The organism is Actinomadura terrae (assembly GCF_022751215.1).
Lineage (GTDB): Bacteria > Actinomycetota > Actinomycetes > Streptosporangiales > Streptosporangiaceae > Spirillospora > Spirillospora terrae.
The window spans coordinates 1,460,246-1,474,593 of record NZ_JAICDG010000001.1 but is presented as its reverse complement, the minus strand read 5'-3'; the positions used below and the strand labels follow the sequence as shown (position 1 = coordinate 1,474,593).

Annotated in this window: 16 protein-coding genes; 11 read left to right on the top strand and 5 right to left on the bottom strand. The window is 70.0% G+C overall.

Annotation, left to right across the window (positions count from 1 at the left end; all coding sequences use genetic code 11):
- Nucleotides 1–59: 59 nt before the first annotated feature.
- The 3 genes from K2F47_RS06540 (at nt 60) to lipB (ending at nt 2,574) form a co-directional block, all read left to right on the top strand.
- On the top strand, nt 60–947 hold the full coding sequence (locus K2F47_RS06540; protein WP_242901833.1) for a TIGR01777 family oxidoreductase: 888 nt from the start codon (nt 60–62) through the stop codon (nt 945–947).
- A gap of 127 nt (nt 948–1,074) precedes the next feature.
- Nucleotides 1,075–1,812 (top strand): Type 1 glutamine amidotransferase-like domain-containing protein, encoded by a 738-nt coding sequence (locus K2F47_RS06535; protein WP_242901832.1) that lies wholly within the window; start codon nt 1,075–1,077, stop codon nt 1,810–1,812.
- Nucleotides 1,813–1,842: 30 nt separating this feature from the next.
- A complete protein-coding gene (gene lipB / locus K2F47_RS06530; protein WP_372490824.1) occupies nt 1,843–2,574 on the top strand; it encodes a lipoyl(octanoyl) transferase LipB in 732 nt (243 codons plus the stop codon).
- A gap of 57 nt (nt 2,575–2,631) precedes the next feature.
- On the opposite strand, the gene K2F47_RS06525 is transcribed toward lipB, so the two are convergent.
- A complete protein-coding gene (locus K2F47_RS06525) occupies nt 2,632–3,105 on the bottom strand; it encodes a YfbM family protein (RefSeq protein ID WP_242901831.1) in 474 nt (157 codons plus the stop codon).
- A 232-nt stretch (nt 3,106–3,337) separates the two neighbouring features.
- On the opposite strand from K2F47_RS06525, the gene lipA reads away from it, so the two are divergent.
- Nucleotides 3,338–4,267 carry a lipoyl synthase gene (gene lipA / locus K2F47_RS06520; protein ID WP_242901830.1) on the top strand — a complete coding sequence of 310 codons (930 nt, stop codon included), beginning with the start codon at nt 3,338–3,340 and terminating at the stop codon, nt 4,265–4,267.
- A 63-nt stretch (nt 4,268–4,330) separates the two neighbouring features.
- Nucleotides 4,331–5,026: a DUF4191 domain-containing protein gene (locus tag K2F47_RS06515; RefSeq protein WP_242901829.1), complete on the top strand. Its 696-nt coding sequence runs from the start codon at nt 4,331–4,333 to the stop codon at nt 5,024–5,026.
- A gap of 19 nt (nt 5,027–5,045) precedes the next feature.
- On the opposite strand, the gene K2F47_RS06510 is transcribed toward K2F47_RS06515, so the two are convergent.
- Nucleotides 5,046–5,555 carry an RDD family protein gene (locus K2F47_RS06510; RefSeq protein WP_242901828.1) on the bottom strand — a complete coding sequence of 170 codons (510 nt, stop codon included), beginning with the start codon at nt 5,553–5,555 and terminating at the stop codon, nt 5,046–5,048.
- 166 nt (nt 5,556–5,721) lie between these two features.
- Here K2F47_RS06510 and glnA point away from each other — a divergent pair, with 166 nt between their 5' ends.
- From glnA to K2F47_RS06495, 3 genes are all read left to right on the top strand, one after another.
- Nucleotides 5,722–7,146 (top strand): type I glutamate--ammonia ligase, encoded by a 1,425-nt coding sequence (gene glnA, locus K2F47_RS06505; RefSeq protein WP_242901826.1) that lies wholly within the window; start codon nt 5,722–5,724, stop codon nt 7,144–7,146.
- 326 nt (nt 7,147–7,472) lie between these two features.
- The gene (locus K2F47_RS06500) at nt 7,473–7,958 is read left to right on the top strand and encodes a ricin-type beta-trefoil lectin domain protein (RefSeq protein WP_242901824.1); all 486 of its coding nucleotides are present in this window, start codon (nt 7,473–7,475) and stop codon (nt 7,956–7,958) included.
- Nucleotides 7,959–8,119: 161 nt separating this feature from the next.
- Nucleotides 8,120–9,244 (top strand): methyltransferase domain-containing protein, encoded by a 1,125-nt coding sequence (locus tag K2F47_RS06495; RefSeq protein ID WP_242901822.1) that lies wholly within the window; start codon nt 8,120–8,122, stop codon nt 9,242–9,244.
- Here K2F47_RS06495 and K2F47_RS06490 read toward each other — a convergent pair.
- The 3 genes from K2F47_RS06490 to K2F47_RS06480 form a co-directional block, all read right to left on the bottom strand.
- Nucleotides 9,231–9,956 (bottom strand): alpha/beta hydrolase, encoded by a 726-nt coding sequence (locus K2F47_RS06490; protein WP_272496448.1) that lies wholly within the window; start codon nt 9,954–9,956, stop codon nt 9,231–9,233. The genes K2F47_RS06495 and K2F47_RS06490 overlap by 14 nt on opposite strands.
- 553 nt (nt 9,957–10,509) lie before the next feature.
- Nucleotides 10,510–10,785: a hypothetical protein gene (locus K2F47_RS06485; protein ID WP_242901814.1), complete on the bottom strand. Its 276-nt coding sequence runs from the start codon at nt 10,783–10,785 to the stop codon at nt 10,510–10,512.
- Nucleotides 10,785–11,198, bottom strand: a complete 414-nt coding sequence (locus K2F47_RS06480; RefSeq protein WP_242901812.1) for a hypothetical protein — start codon at nt 11,196–11,198, stop codon at nt 10,785–10,787. The genes K2F47_RS06485 and K2F47_RS06480 overlap by 1 nt, the downstream gene beginning before the upstream one ends.
- Nucleotides 11,199–11,352: 154 nt before the next feature.
- On the opposite strand from K2F47_RS06480, the gene K2F47_RS06475 reads away from it, so the two are divergent.
- The 3 genes from K2F47_RS06475 to K2F47_RS06465 all read left to right on the top strand — a co-directional run bounded on the left by K2F47_RS06475 (nt 11,353) and on the right by K2F47_RS06465 (nt 14,313).
- Nucleotides 11,353–12,648 carry a helix-turn-helix domain-containing protein gene (locus tag K2F47_RS06475; RefSeq protein WP_242901811.1) on the top strand — a complete coding sequence of 432 codons (1,296 nt, stop codon included), beginning with the start codon at nt 11,353–11,355 and terminating at the stop codon, nt 12,646–12,648.
- A complete protein-coding gene (locus tag K2F47_RS06470; RefSeq protein ID WP_242901810.1) occupies nt 12,645–13,190 on the top strand; it encodes a YdcF family protein in 546 nt (181 codons plus the stop codon). Before K2F47_RS06475 ends, K2F47_RS06470 begins: the two co-directional genes overlap by 4 nt.
- A gap of 157 nt (nt 13,191–13,347) precedes the next feature.
- Nucleotides 13,348–14,313 carry a hypothetical protein gene (locus tag K2F47_RS06465; protein WP_242901809.1) on the top strand — a complete coding sequence of 322 codons (966 nt, stop codon included), beginning with the start codon at nt 13,348–13,350 and terminating at the stop codon, nt 14,311–14,313.
- Nucleotides 14,314–14,348 lie beyond the last annotated feature (35 nt).

Below are 14,348 nucleotides of genomic sequence, written 5' to 3'. Positions count from 1 at the left end.
ACCCGGGAGTGGGGGCGAGAGGCGGCGGCGGGCGGTATCGCCCGCCTAGGCTGGATTCCATGAAGGTCACCGTGACGGGCTCGTCGGGGCTGATCGGCGGCGCGCTCGTGCGGTCGCTGCGCGCGGACGGGCATGACGTCCTGCGGCTCGTGCGCCGCGAGCCCATCGCCGCGGACGAGGCGCGCTGGTCCCCCGCCGACGGCTGCGTCGAGCGGGCGGCGGTCGACGGCACCGACGCGGTCGTGCACCTCGCGGGCGCGGGCCTCGGCGACCGCCCCTGGACCAAGACCTACAAGCGGCGCGTCCGCGACAGCCGCGTGGACGGCACCCGGACGCTCGCCCAGGCGATCGCGGCGGCCGGGCGGCGGCCCCCGGTCCTGGTCAGCGGGTCGGCGATCGGGTACTACGGCGACACCGGCGGCCGGGAGGTCGACGAGAAGGCCGCCATGGGACGCGGGTTCCTCGCCGGGGTCGTCCGCGACTGGGAGGCCGCGGCGGAGCCCGCGCGGGAGGTCGGCGTCCGCGTCGTCCACCCGCGGACCGGGGTGGTGCTGGCCCGGTCGGGCGGGCTGCTCGGCCGGACGCTGCCGCTGTTCCGGCTCGGCCTCGGCGGCAGGCTCGGCGACGGCCGCCAGTGGACGAGCTGGATCTCGCTGCACGACCAGGTCGCGGCGCTGCGCTTCCTCATCGACCACGAGCTGGCCGGGCCCGTCAACCTCACGGCGCCGAACCCGGTGACCAACGCCGAGTACACGCGCGCGCTCGGCGCGGCGCTGCGGCGGCCGGTCCGGCTCGGCGTCCCCCGGTTCGCACTGCGGGCCGTGCTCGGCGGGTTCGCCGACGAGGGGCCGCTGATCAGCCAGCGCGTGCTGCCCCGCCGCCTGGAGGAGGCCGGGTTCCGCTTCGAGCACACCGAGGTCGCCGCGGCGCTGCGGGCCGTCCTCTGAGGCCTCGAGCCGGTCGCCGGACGCTTTGGAAGCCGTCCGCGGGGGCTCAAGAAACGTCAAAGTCCGGCCCGGTGTCGATCAGCGGCCCTACGGTGGCGATCAGGTACCCCGGCCCCGAGGAGGGCGCATGAGCACCGACGGACAGCCGCACATCGTCGCGATCGGCGGCGGCACCTTCGTCCCCGACGGCCGCGACGGGCTCGCCCCGAGCCCGCTGCTGCGGTACGCGCTGGACCTGACCGGCCAGGACCGCCCGCGCGTCTGCTTCCTGCGGACGGCGGTCGGCGACGGCGCCGAGTACATCGCCAGGTCCTACGCCGCGTTCTCCTCGATGGACGTCGAGGTCAGCCATCTGGCGCTGTTCCCCATGCCGAACGTCCCCGACATGCGGGCGCACCTGCTCACGCAGGACCTCATCTACGTGTCCGGCGGCAGCGTCGCGAACCTGCTGGCCCTGTGGCGCCTGCACGGCCTGGACGACATGATGCGCGAGGCGTGGACGGAGGGCGTCGTCCTGTCCGGGCAGAGCGCGGGCGCGCTGTGCTGGCACGTCGGCGGCAACACCGACTCCTTCGGCCCGCAGCTGCGTCCCCTGACCGACGGGCTCGGGTTCCTGCCGTACTCGTGCGGCGTGCACTACGACAGCGACCCCCAGCGCCGGCCGCTGCTGCAACAGCTCGTCGGGGAGGGTACGCTCCCGGGCGGGTACGCGGCGGACGAGGGCGTGGGCCTGCACTACGTCGGGACGGAGTTCGTCCAGGCGGTCTCCTACCGCGCGGACGCGGGCGCCTACCGGCTCGAACCCGACGCCCCCGGCACCGCCAAGGAGACCCGCCTGGAACCCCGCCTGCTGGCCGCCCTCTGAGGGAGATCGCGGGAAAGTAAGCTGGCCCGCGTGAGCGATGTAGACGTACGCGAGGCACCCCGACCCCTCCAGGCGGCACCGGGCACGGGAGAGCTGGTGGTCGTCCACGTGGGCTTCGGGACCGCCGCCGTCCCGTACCGGGACGGCTGGGACCTTCAGAAGCGCACCCACGCCCTGCGCGTGGACGACCGCATCCCCGACACCGTCCTGCTGATGGAGCACGAGCCGGTGTTCACGGCGGGCAAGCGCACCGCGGCGGTCGACCGCCCGTTCGGCGACCCGGGCGCGCCCGTCGTCGACGTCGACCGCGGCGGCAAGATCACCTGGCACGGCCCGGGGCAGCTCACCGGCTACCCGATCGTGCGGCTGCCCGACCCCGTGGACGTCGTCGCCTACGTGCGGCTGCTGGAGCGCATGATGATGGACGTCTGCGCCGAACTCGGCCTGGAGACCACCACGGTCGAGGGGCGCAGCGGCCTGTGGGTCCCCGGCGTCCCCGACCGCAAGGTCGGCTCCGTCGGCATCCGGGTCTCGCAGGGCGTCGCGATGCACGGCTTCCAGCTCAACTGCGACAACGACATGGGCTGGTTCGACAAGATCGTCGCATGCGGCATCCGGGACGCGGGCTCCACCAACCTCTCCCGCGAACTCGGCCGCCAGGTCACGGTCGCCGAGATCACGCCGCTGGTCGAACGGCACCTCGCGGCGGGCCTCGGCGCGTCCGAGACCCTCCACCGCACCACCGCCCAGGTAGGGGCCTGACCGCACGCGCCCGGCCGCACGCCCTCGCCGCACGCCCCTGACAGCGGGGGCGTGCGGCTACCGCGTGGACGTCATCACCTTGTAGACGGCCTGGCCCTCGGTGGCCGCCGCGCCGAAGAACGCCGTCAGCGCCTCGTAGGCGGGACGCAGGAAGCGGTCGCGGGCGGAGCCGTCCAGGCCGCGCGCGTCCTGGACCCCGGCCTGGACCATCGCGGCCAGGTCGAAGCGTCCGGCGATCTCGGCGAACGGCGTCGCGGCCAGGTGGTCGGCGGCGGGCTTGACCCGGTCCGGCGCGAGGTAGATCACGTCCATGCCCAGCTCGTCGGCGCCGTCCTCGGTGAGGAGCCGCCCGCCGCACACCGCGTCCGCCTCGGGCTGGCGCCCCTCCCATGGGTCGCCGGTGACGAGGTAGTGCATCGCCTGCCAGGCGCCGCCGAGGTCGAACGACTGCGACGCGGCGCGCCTGCGCCAGTCGGGCGCCCCGAAGATGTGGCGGGCGATCCGGCCGGGATCCTGTTCTCCCTCCAGCACCGGCGGCACCCTGAGGTACGACATTGCCAGACCCACTGCGGCCCTCCAGCCAACGCTGTTGCGTAACGACAGGGAGTCACCCTAGAGAGATCCACTGCCGGTGACGCGGAAAACACGCGAATCGGCAAGCTGAGAGAGGTTCTTGTCACGCGTTCGAGATCACACCGAGACGGGACGGCCGCGGGACGGCCTTGATGTGCCGGTTCCGGTGATCGGGACGTACGCTGAGGGGGTGACGACGGTGACACCTGAGGGACGCAAGCTCCTGCGCGTTGAGGCCCGCAACAGCCAGACCCCCATCGAGCGCAAGCCCGAGTGGATCAAGACGCGGCTGAAGATGGGCCCGCAATACAGGGAACTCATCAACCTGGTGAAGTCCGAAGGCCTGCACACCGTGTGCCAGGAGGCCGGCTGTCCCAACATCTTCGAATGCTGGGAGGACCGCGAGGCCACCTTCCTCATCGGCGGCGACCAGTGCACCCGGCGCTGCGACTTCTGCCAGATCGACACCGGCAAGCCCGCCGCGCTCGACCGCGACGAGCCGCGCCGCGTCGCCGAGTCCGTCGCCTCGATGGGGCTGCGTTACGCCACCGTCACCGGCGTCGCCCGCGACGACCTGGAGGACGGCGGCGCCTGGCTGTACGCCGAGACCGTCCGGCAGATCCACGCGGCCGTCCCCGGCTGCGGCGTCGAGCTGCTGATCCCCGACTTCAACGCCGACGCGGACCAGCTCGCCGAGGTGTTCTCCTCCCGTCCCGAGGTGCTCGCGCACAACGTGGAGACCGTCCCGCGGATCTTCAAGCGGATCCGTCCCGGGTTCCGCTACGAGCGCTCGCTGGAGGTCATCACCAGGGCGCGCGAGGACGGCCTGGTCACCAAGTCCAACCTCATCCTCGGCATGGGCGAGACCCGCGAGGAGGTCTCCGAGGCGCTGCGCGACCTGCACGGCGCGGGCTGCGAGCTGATCACGATCACCCAGTACCTGCGGCCGAGCCCCCGGCACCACCCGGTCGAGCGGTGGGTGAAGCCCGAGGAGTTCGTGGAGCTGTCCGCCGAGGCGGAGGAGATCGGCTTCGCGGGCGTCATGTCCGGCCCGCTGGTGCGCTCCAGCTACCGCGCCGGACGCCTCTACAAGCAGGCGATCGAGGCCCGCGAGGCGTAGGCCCTTCGCGATACGGACAGACGGGGTCCGAACGGGGTTTGCGGCACGACTATCCTTGGTCATATGACGAACAAGCCCACGGACGGGGCCCAGGAGCGTCCGGGCCGCTTCAAGCAGATCCGCATGGTCGCGCAGGTGCTCCGGCAGGCCGACCCGAAGGCGCTCCCGATCGTCTTCGCCTCGGCGCTCGGCACGCTGATCGTGGTCGTGCTGGTCGGGCTGTTCATCAACCAGCTCTGGTTCTTCGTCCCGCTCGCCGTCCTCGCCGCGTTCGCGGTCGGCATGATCGTCTTCGGGCAGCTCGCGCAGCGCGCCCAGTACAAGGTGATCGCCGGGCAGCCGGGCGCCGCCGCCGCGATCCTGAAGAACATGCGCGGCGGCTGGAGCGTCACCGAGGCGGTCAGCGGCAACCGCAACCTCGACATGGTGCACCGCGCGGTGGGACGTCCGGGCGTCGTCCTCGTGTCGGAGGGCCCGCGCAACCGGGTCGGGCCGCTGCTCGGCGCCGAGAAGAAGCGCATCTCCCGCGCGGCGCAGCAGGTGCCGATCTACGACGTGCAGGTCGGCGACGACGAGGGCCAGGTCCCGGTCGACAAGCTCCAGCGGCACCTGATGAAGCTCCCCCGCAACCTCACCAAGGCGCAGGTGGCGGAGCTGAACGACCGCCTCCAGGCGCTGCCCCGCTCGATGCAGATGCCGAAGGGCCCGATCCCCCGGGGCGCGAAGATGCCGAAGGGCCCCAAGCCGAAGATGCGCTGAGGCCCCGGCGCCCGGCCCGTTACAGGTGGACGACGACGGTGTTGGCGGCCCGGTCGTGCAGGCCGCGGTAGTCCCGGTCCCACACCAGGGCGGGGACGACGAGGACCAGCAGGAGCGCGCGGGCCGCCGCCCAGCCGAGCCCCACCGGCCGCCCGTCCGGCCGGGCGATCCGCAGCCCGCACAGCCGCTTGCCGAGCGTCGTGCCAGCGAGGGCGGTCAGCAGCCACGCCTGCACGCCGAAGACGATCAGCGTGCACAGGCTCCGCTGCGAGGGCGACCACTCGAACACCCGCGTGAGCAGGCTCGCGACCAGCATCGACAGGCCCCAGTCGAGGAACAGCGCGACCAGCCGCCGCCCGTACCCCGCGACGGACCCGCTGCCGCTCTCCGGCAGCCCGAACCGCTCCCCCGGCCGTCCAAGGTCGGCCCCCGCGGCGCGCGCGCCGCTGAGCCACGTCTGCGTCCAGCGCGTCCCGGCGCCCCCTGCTCGACCGCCCCGAACCCCGGCGCCCTGGTCCTCACCGCTCATGGCCTTACGCTATCCGGTCCCCCCGGGGGGTTCTGACCGGCCCTGCCCGGGCAGGGAGAGGATTGGCACGACGTGTGATGCTTAACACAGCCGAAACATATGAGACACGGCAGGGAAACGGCACGTACGTAGCCTTCACAGCCCAAGAGCGCCCATAGGAGGTCGGATGTTCAGCAGCGCCGACGAGGTCCTCGGCTTCATCAGGAACGAAGGTGTCCGTTTCGTCGACTGCCGTTTCGTGGATCTGCCCGGGAAGATGCAGCACTTCACCTTCCCGGTCGAGAGCTTCGGGGAGAGCGTGTTCACCGACGGGCTGATGTTCGACGGCTCCTCGGTCCGCGGATTCCAGGAGATCCACGAGTCGGACATGCTGCTGCTGCCCGACCCGTCCACCGCCGTCGTCGACCCGTTCCGCCAGCACAAGACGCTGATCCTGAACTTCTTCGTGCACGACCCGCTGACGGGCGAGCCCTACAGCCGCGACCCCCGCAACGTCGCAAAGAAGGCCGAGGACTACCTGCGCGGCACCGGCATCGCCGACACCTGCTATTTCGGTCCCGAGGCGGAGTTCTACATCTTCGACGACGTCCGCTTCGAGACCCGCCAGAACGCCGGCTACTACTACCTCGACTCGATCGAGGGCGCCTGGAACACCGGCCGCGAGGAACCCGGCGGCAACCTCGGCGCCAAACCCCCGTACAAGGGCGGCTACTTCCCCGTCCCGCCCATGGACCACTACACCGACCTGCGCTCGGAAATGGTTTCCCAGCTCCTCGCGTCCGGCATCCACGTCGAGATGCAGCACCACGAGGTCGGCACCGCGGGCCAGGCCGAGATCGACTTCCGCTTCGACACGCTCCTGAAGACCGCCGACCAGTTGCTCCTCTACAAGTACATCGTCAAGAACGTCGCGCGCGAGGCGGGCAAGTCCGTCACGTTCATGCCGAAGCCGATCTTCGGCGACAACGGCTCCGGGATGCACTGCCACCAGTCCCTCTGGCGGGACGGCGCGCCCCTGTTCTACGACGAGGTCGGCTACGCGGGCCTGTCCGACAGCGCCCGCCACTACATCGGCGGCCTGCTCCGGCACGCGCCATCGCTGCTGGCCTTCACGAACCCGACGGTCAACAGCTACCACCGCCTCGTCCCGGGCTTCGAGGCCCCGGTGAACCTGGTCTACTCCCAGCGCAACCGGTCGGCCTGCATCCGCGTCCCGATCACCGGCTCGAACCCGAAGGCCAAGCGCATCGAGTTCCGCGTCCCCGACCCGTCCTGCAATCCCTACCTGGCCTTCTCCGCCATGCTCATGGCCGGTCTGGACGGCATCAAGAACAAGATCGAGCCCGCGGAGCCCGTCGACAAGGACCTGTACGAACTCCCGCCCGAGGAGGCCCGCGCGATCCCCCAGGTCCCCGGCAGCCTGCCCGAGGTCCTGGAAGCGCTGGAGGCCGACCACGAGTACCTCCTTGAGGGCGGCGTCTTCACGCCCGACCTCATCGAGACCTACATCACCATGAAGCACGAATTCGAGATCGACCCGATCCGCCTGCGCCCGCACCCCCACGAATTCGAGCTCTACTACGACATCTAGGCCCACCGGGGCGCGCTGACCAGGCAGTTCGCCAGCGCGCCCCTGCCTTGTTCCGCCCGAGATCCGGACGTCGAGGTCGACGACCTCGACGTCCGGATCTTCTTTGCGCGCCGCGAACACGGGTCGGGGCAGCCAACCCACATACGCCCTCGAAGGGCAACGTTCCTGATCATAGGACCATTAGTCACTTTTAGTCATACATCCGTCGCTTTAAGCAGACGTGACCGATGACCAATCGGCGGTAACGATGGGTGCCAAGCCCAACACGATGCGCATCCGCAGGTGGCCAGGACGCGCATCGTCCCCATCGCTCGGATTGGAGCTCCATGTCCAAGACCGGCACGTCCCAGCGCTCGACCACCCGTTCCCTGGCCCCCGCGGTCGGCGCGCTGGCCGCCCTCACCCTGCTCACCGCCCCGCCCGCCTCGGCCGCCACCCCGGCCCAGACCTGGGCGTACGACTCGGCGCACGCCACCCTGTTCAACCAGGCCACCAACGGGTGCCTGGCCGCCACCACGCCCGGCGCCGTCACGATCATCCTGGACATGCGGCAGTGCACGAACCCCTCCACGACTGTGCAGCGGTTCCAGGTGCAGCCCCAGGCGATCGTCTCGCAGAACCCCGCGACCCAGGGGTTCTGCCTGACCGGCAGCGGGCCGAACGGGCCCACGGGCCTGATTCCCTGTAACGGCGGAACCGCCCAGCGGTACGCCCTCGACCCCTCGACCCGGACCATCCGCAACCTCACCAGCGGCCTGTGCCTGACCGCCAACGCAGTCGGACAGGCCACCACCATGCGGACCTGCGTCTGACCTGGCCGGGCCCGCCCCGCCCCGACGCGGTACGGGACCGCGTATCCCCACCGGTCCCGTACCGCAACCGGCCCCGGCGAACAATGCACATGCGGATCAGCCCGCCGAGGGGTTCGCCTTTCTCACCTTCCGGCCACCCCATCGCGGGATAGCGTCACCGCATGGAATCGGGTGAGGACCGAGCGGAAGCGACCCGTTGGGAGCGGCTGCTGGAGGAGGTGCCGCGCCACCTGTTCGTCCCGGACATCGCCGTGGTGGGGCCCATCCTGGACGATCCACGATCATGGATCGACAGGACGGCGGACCCGGCGCGCTGGCGCGAGGCCGTCGACAGCGACACCGCGCTCGGGACCCAGCTCGACGACGGCGCGGTCGACCTCGCGGTGAAGACCGGCGCCGACCCCTGCGCACTCCCCACCAGCTCGACCTCGGCGCCGCACCTGGTCGCCGCGATGCTGGACCTCCTCGGCGCCGAGCAGGGCGACCGCGTCCTGGAGATCGGGACCGGCACCGGCTGGACGGCGGCCCTGCTGGCGCGGCGGGTCGGCGAAGGCAACATCGTCAGCGTGGAGATCGACGCGGCCGTCGCGGCGCAGGCGGCGGAGAACCTGCGCTCCGCCGGTGTCGCCGTCCAACTGGTCACCGCGGACGGCACGAAGGGCTGGCCCGCAGGCGCGCCCTACGACCGGGTCCACGTCACGGTCGGCGCCGCCGACATCCCGTATGCGTGGGTGGAGCAGACCCGTCCCGGCGGCGTGATCGTACTGCCCTGGATGCCACGCTGGGAGGGCGCCGGTCACCTGCTCAAGCTCGCCGTGCACGACGGCGCGGCCTCCGGCCGCCTACATGACGACTGCGGGTTCATGCTGCTGCGCGACCAGCGTCCGCGATCCACGCGGATTACCGGGGAGCCGCGCGAGTCGGCCGCCACCATCGATCCGCGAGTGTTCCGCCTCGACGAGCAGGGCCTGGCAGTGGCCGTCGCCGGACTGCTCCCCGGCGTCTCGGGAGGCGGATGCCAGAACGCCGACGGCACGCACCGCGTCGCGGCCCGCGAAGGCGACTCGCACGCACTGGCGATCTACCAGCCTGACAGCGGCCGCACCGAGGTGTCCCAGCGCGGGCCCCGCGACCTGTGGAACGAACTGGAGGACATCGTCCGCCGCTGGGAGGACTGGGGCCGCCCTCAAGCCCACCGCTACGGCGTGACGATCACCAAGGACGGCCTCCGGTTCTGGCTGGACCGAGCCGACCGATCCGCCTCCGTACGACCTAGGCGAGCTTGAGGAGCAGTTCGCTCAGTTCGGCCGGCATGGTGATCATGCAGTCGTGGCCGGTCGGCAGCTCCCAGACCTGCGCGGCAGTGCCGTTGGGCTGGATCGGAGGGACGGGGCGACGGGTGACGCCCGCCGGCATGGCGCCGACATTGTGGATGTGCGTACGCGGGATCGCGTTCGCGGCCGGGTTGTCCAGCCGCACCGGCTGTTGCAGACAGCGCACCGGCTGGTCCGAGAGCATCCCGCGCAGCCAGGCGACGTCTACCGGATCTGTGACGCCGAACAGGCCGAAGGGCGCGGGCTGCTCGGGCATCGGCGGTACGCGCCAGCCGCTCTCGGACTTCTCGGCGAGCTCGATCAGTTGCCGTGTCACGGGCTGGACGTCGACCGCGGTCTCGCCGTCCTGCGGGACCATCGCGTCGAGGTAGACCAGGTGCGCGACGCGTCCGGGAATCCGGTTGGCCGCGGAGGAGATCACCAGCCCCGCGTAGCTGTGGCCGACGAGTACGACGTCGCCGAGTCTCTCCTCGGTGATCAGCCCGACCACGTCGTCGACGTGCGTATCGAGCCCCACCTCCGGACCGAGGAGGTGCGCCTTGTCGCCATAGCCGGTCAGGGACGGCGCGAACACCCGGTGCCCGGCACTCTCCAGCAGCGGCACAACCCGCTCCCAGCACCGTCCGCTGTGCCAAGCACCATGTACCAGCAGAAATGTGGCCATGAGTGAATCAATCTTCCTTCGCAGAAGCGCAGGAGCACGGCCCCGGGCATGCCGCCGGTTCGCGGCTCTGGTGGTTACCATTCGTGCCCCAGTACTGTTTGAGTACCAAAAGCATGCTGGTGCACACGCCGCGCCGCAGGCAATAAGGCACCTTCCGATGCCCCGGTTCTGTGGAGGTAACCATGGACGTGGCACACGGCGATCCGCGACCGGCGGCGCGGCCCGGCCGCAAGCGCCGTAACGTGGTCGAACGCTGCATCGAACGCAGGTCGCATCATCGGCGTGACCGTCCTCGCCCCCCGCGATGCCCCGGCTCGTCCGAAGGCTGAACGCATCCACGTAGGGACGTGCCGCCGCGCCGGGTGAAGGGCCGCCCGCCCGGGTTTCTATGCCGGTTGTCCCCGGGCGGGCGGCGGGCACGGATCTCGGGGGCGAGCGGATCCGTGCCCCTCGTGCGGCCTCGCTCTCGACGATCACAGCGCCGGGCGTCCAACCGCACGTCGGGCGGGCACGACGGTCGCCGCCGCACAGTCACGCGACCGCCGCGCCCACGTCATCGGGACGGCATGGTGAAGGAGCCGATCCCGCGCACCAGCTGCCACACCTGGTCGGTCAGCGCCTCCTCGGTGTCGGCCTCGACCAGCAGGGCACCGAGCTCGGCCCACCGCCCCGGAACCATGGCGAACCAGTGGCCGGTGGCCTTCCCGTGCCAGTGCGCGACACGCTCCAGAATCCGCGGTACCGGCTCCACCCGCGCCGCCTGGACGGGCGGCACCGGCGCGGGCACCACCCTCGCCACACCGCCGGGATTCTCCGACCAGATCACCATCAGGACCCCTCGGCCTGGACGACCGGCACCAGTTCCCAGGACGGCCGCGCGGCGGCCAGCAACCGCGCGGAGACCCCCTTGCGGGCCTTGGCATCGCCCGCGCCCAACGCGGCGAGCGTGTCCTGCCACAACTCCAGGGGCAGCAGCATGGACGCGCGGTCCACGTGCACGCCGCCGAGAAACTCCCCCGCCTCCACCCGCCGCAGCCGCGCCCGCAACCCCTCGGCCGTGTCGGCGTCCACCTCGCTCACCACGGGCCCCCGGCCCGGCCGCTCACCCTCGCGGACACGTTCGGCCGACCGCGTCGCCCACCACCGTCCGGTATCGGTGTGAATGATCGACCAGGCCGAGAATTCCCGACGCAGCGCCGCTTTCTGCGCCTCGCCCTCCTCCGCCCCCAGACGCCGTGCCATCTCCATGACCCGAACCTCACTTCGGTCCTGTTTCCTGTTCCCTCTTCCGCCGTACAGCAGACCGCATCGAGAGGTAGCGTCAAAAGGAGTTGGCTTGGCGCATTCGCAGAGGCCAAGGGCAACAACGGGACAATCCAAGCGAGGCGGGCAAATCATGACGGCCTTCAGCGAGAAGTTGCGAGCCCTGATAGCCGAACGAAAGATCAGCCAGAACAAGCTGGCCCAACTCGTCCCCTGCGACGCGGGGCATCTGTCGAAGGTCGTCAACGGACACAAGGGTGTCTCCGTCGAGCTCGCCCAACGACTAGACGATCTTCTTGAAGCGAGCGGAAAGCTCGTCGAACTTCGGCCCAAGCCCCCGGAACGCCGACAGTCTTCCCAAGATCGGATAGCCGCCGAGTGTATCCTGACACTTGGCATCAATTCCGACGTTGGGGACAGCGTGAGACGCCGCGCAGCGATTCAGCTCCTGACCGTCCTCGGTGCGAACGCAGGCGCCGCCCCGCTGCACCGCATCGCCGACCTGCTCCTCACCTCCGCGCCGCGCGACTTGGACGGATGGCACCTTGCGTGCATCGACCATCTGCACGCTATGCGGAGCCGCCCAGTCGCACAGGTCCGCGAGGATGTGGCGAGAGACCAGATCGCCCTTGGTGGGCAGCTCGACAGTGCGAAAGGTGACGGCCTCACCGAGTTGCAGCGCGTCGAGGCCGTCCTGGCGTTGCTTCAGGCGCATTTGTCGGCCCAACTGGCTGAGCATGGAGAGGCCGTCCGGTGGTACCGGACGGCATGTCTCGCCGCCGACAGTTCCGGCGACCTCGACCTACGGCTGATGATTCGAGCCAGAGAAGCAGGGGCGGGTCTGTATGGTCAGCGCGACCCGGGGACAGTGCTGAAGCTTATTCGGCAGGCCGAACGCATCGCAGGGGACGCCCCCTCCTTCTGGCGGGCCGATCTCGCTGGTGCCCGCGCCAAGGCCCTCAGCCTCCTCGGTCAACACGAACAGGCGCTGGAAGCACTCAACTTCAGCGTCGAGTACGGCGGTCCCGACAAACCCACCAGTATCCTCCCCACCATGTGGGTCAGCGACCAACCCCTGTTCACCCAAAGCTGGGTCTATGCGGGTGCGGGCAATGAGGCGAAGGCCGACCAGGCCCGCGATCTGCTCCTCGCCCACCCTGCCAACCTAAGCGGCGTCACCCCGTACGCGGCCAACGTCCGGCTCCACGAGGCAAGGTGCACGATCACGAAAGGCGGAATTGACCAAGGCGTGACGCAGGCCGCACAAGTCCTCGATGCCATGCCCGCCGAGCACATGACCCAGTTCACCACCGCGACCGGAACGTTCGTCCTCAACGCCGTTCCACCCGAACAACGACAACGCCCCGCCGTCCTCGAATTCCGCGAGGTGCTGGCCAGTACCGCCCCCAAACCCAGCCGCCCCGGATGACTGGCGAGATCACCCAGCAACAGGCCCCCGCCATCACCCGGTTCGTGGACATTCAGGCGCTCCCGCCGGACGACGAGCCGTCCGCATGCTTTATCTTCGGCACCAACCAGATCCCGCCAGTGGACATCGTCGCCGATCGCTACCGCCGGGGGCTCGCTCCGCTGATCATCGTGACCGGGGGCGTCAATCGACACAACGGGATCATCGAGGGGCAGGTCTTCCGAAGAGTGCTCACCGAGCGCGGCGTCCCGGACGAGATCATTCGAGTCGAAGATCAGTCGTCCAACACCTGGCAGAACGTGGAGTTGGCACTCCCGTTCCTGCACGAAGCGATCTCGGACGGCCTGACCATCCCACAGGTGGGCCCCTTTCACTCGATCACCTGGGACCCCCTCTACTCTGGCAAGCCGGTCACGCGGCAGGATTGGCCGAACATCCCAGAGGGAAAGCGCCGTGTGATCCGCGAATGGGAGGAGGTCCCCCGTCGCGTCGCCGATAGAAGCCTCGCCGACGTAAAGCGCATCGACGGCGCCTGGCATTGATGCCGCAAAGGTGACACGGAACAGGCCGACCGTCCGCACGTAGGTATCGTCAAACGCGCCGCTGTCGGAGCTAGCGTGAGAACCTGGCATCAGGTCCGACGTTGGGAACAACGACGTGAAACGCCGCGCAGCCCTCCGCCTTCTAAGCACCCTCGGCGTGACCGCAGGCGCCACCCCGCTACGTCGGATTGCCTACCCGACTCTCGCCGCGCCCCGAGACCTAGGCGACTGGCACCTTGCGTGTGTCGATCATCTACATGCGGCACGGACCGGTCCCGCCTCAAAGGCTCGCGAAGACCTGACCACCGACCTCTTCGTTCTGGCACAGCAGCTCACCACCGCCAAAGACGGCGAATTCACCGAGCTACAGCGGGTCGAGGCCGCCTTGACGATGCTCCAGTCGAACCTCTCCGAGCGACTTGGTGACCATGCGGCCACCATCCACTGGTACCGGACGGCGCGTGCCGCCGCCGACAGGTCCGGCGATCTCGACCTGCGGCTACTGATCCGATCCGAGGAAGCCGCAGGAGGACTCTACGGTCAACGCGATGTGGGGACGGTGCTGTCCCTCGTCCGGAAGGCCGAGCACCTCGCAGGGGACGCCCCCTCATTCTGGAAGGCCCACCTTGCCGGTACTCGCGCCAAGGCTCTCAGCCTCCTCGGCCAACATGACCAAGCGCTTGAAGCGCTGAGGGTCAACGTCGAATACGGCGGGCCTGATACGCCCCCCATCATTCCCACCTTGTGGACCGGCGACCAACCTCTGTTCGCCCAGAGCTGGGTGTACGCGGGCGCGGGCGACGAGAACCACGGAGATCAAGCGCGCGAAGCGCTCCTGTCACTCCCCCGACATCGCGATCGTGACACCCCGTACGCAGCCAACGTCCGACTTCACGAGGCCATGTGCACGATCAGGAAAGGCGGCGTCGATCAGGGGGTGGCGCAGGCCGCGCACGTCCTCGATGCCGTACCCGCCGACCGCATGACCCAGTTCACCACGGCCACCGGGACGTTCGTCCTCAACACCGTTCCACCTGAGCAGCGGCGACGTCCCGCCGTCCTCGAATTCCGTGAGGTGCTGGCCAGGACCGCCCCCGCGCCCGCGCTTCCTGTCAGCGTCTAGGGGGCGGCGCGTCGGCCGGGCGTCCCGGGAGGGGA

What these genes read in the sequence shown, in the direction of transcription:
- K2F47_RS06540 (WP_242901833.1), top strand. Translation starts at nt 60, where the DNA reads ATGAAGGTCACCGTGACGGGCTCGTCGGGGCTGATCGGCGGCGCGCTC.
- K2F47_RS06535 (WP_242901832.1), top strand. Translation starts at nt 1,075, where the DNA reads ATGAGCACCGACGGACAGCCGCACATCGTCGCGATCGGCGGCGGCACC.
- K2F47_RS06515 (WP_242901829.1), top strand. Translation starts at nt 4,331, where the DNA reads ATGACGAACAAGCCCACGGACGGGGCCCAGGAGCGTCCGGGCCGCTTC.
- K2F47_RS06510 (WP_242901828.1), bottom strand. Translation starts at nt 5,555, where the DNA reads ATGAGCGGTGAGGACCAGGGCGCCGGGGTTCGGGGCGGTCGAGCAGGG.
- glnA (WP_242901826.1), top strand. Translation starts at nt 5,722, where the DNA reads ATGTTCAGCAGCGCCGACGAGGTCCTCGGCTTCATCAGGAACGAAGGT.
- K2F47_RS06500 (WP_242901824.1), top strand. Translation starts at nt 7,473, where the DNA reads ATGTCCAAGACCGGCACGTCCCAGCGCTCGACCACCCGTTCCCTGGCC.
- K2F47_RS06495 (WP_242901822.1), top strand. Translation starts at nt 8,120, where the DNA reads ATGGAATCGGGTGAGGACCGAGCGGAAGCGACCCGTTGGGAGCGGCTG.
- K2F47_RS06490 (WP_272496448.1), bottom strand. Translation starts at nt 9,956, where the DNA reads ATGGCCACATTTCTGCTGGTACATGGTGCTTGGCACAGCGGACGGTGC.
- K2F47_RS06485 (WP_242901814.1), bottom strand. Translation starts at nt 10,785, where the DNA reads ATGGTGATCTGGTCGGAGAATCCCGGCGGTGTGGCGAGGGTGGTGCCC.
- K2F47_RS06480 (WP_242901812.1), bottom strand. Translation starts at nt 11,198, where the DNA reads ATGGCACGGCGTCTGGGGGCGGAGGAGGGCGAGGCGCAGAAAGCGGCG.
- K2F47_RS06475 (WP_242901811.1), top strand. Translation starts at nt 11,353, where the DNA reads ATGACGGCCTTCAGCGAGAAGTTGCGAGCCCTGATAGCCGAACGAAAG.
- K2F47_RS06470 (WP_242901810.1), top strand. Translation starts at nt 12,645, where the DNA reads ATGACTGGCGAGATCACCCAGCAACAGGCCCCCGCCATCACCCGGTTC.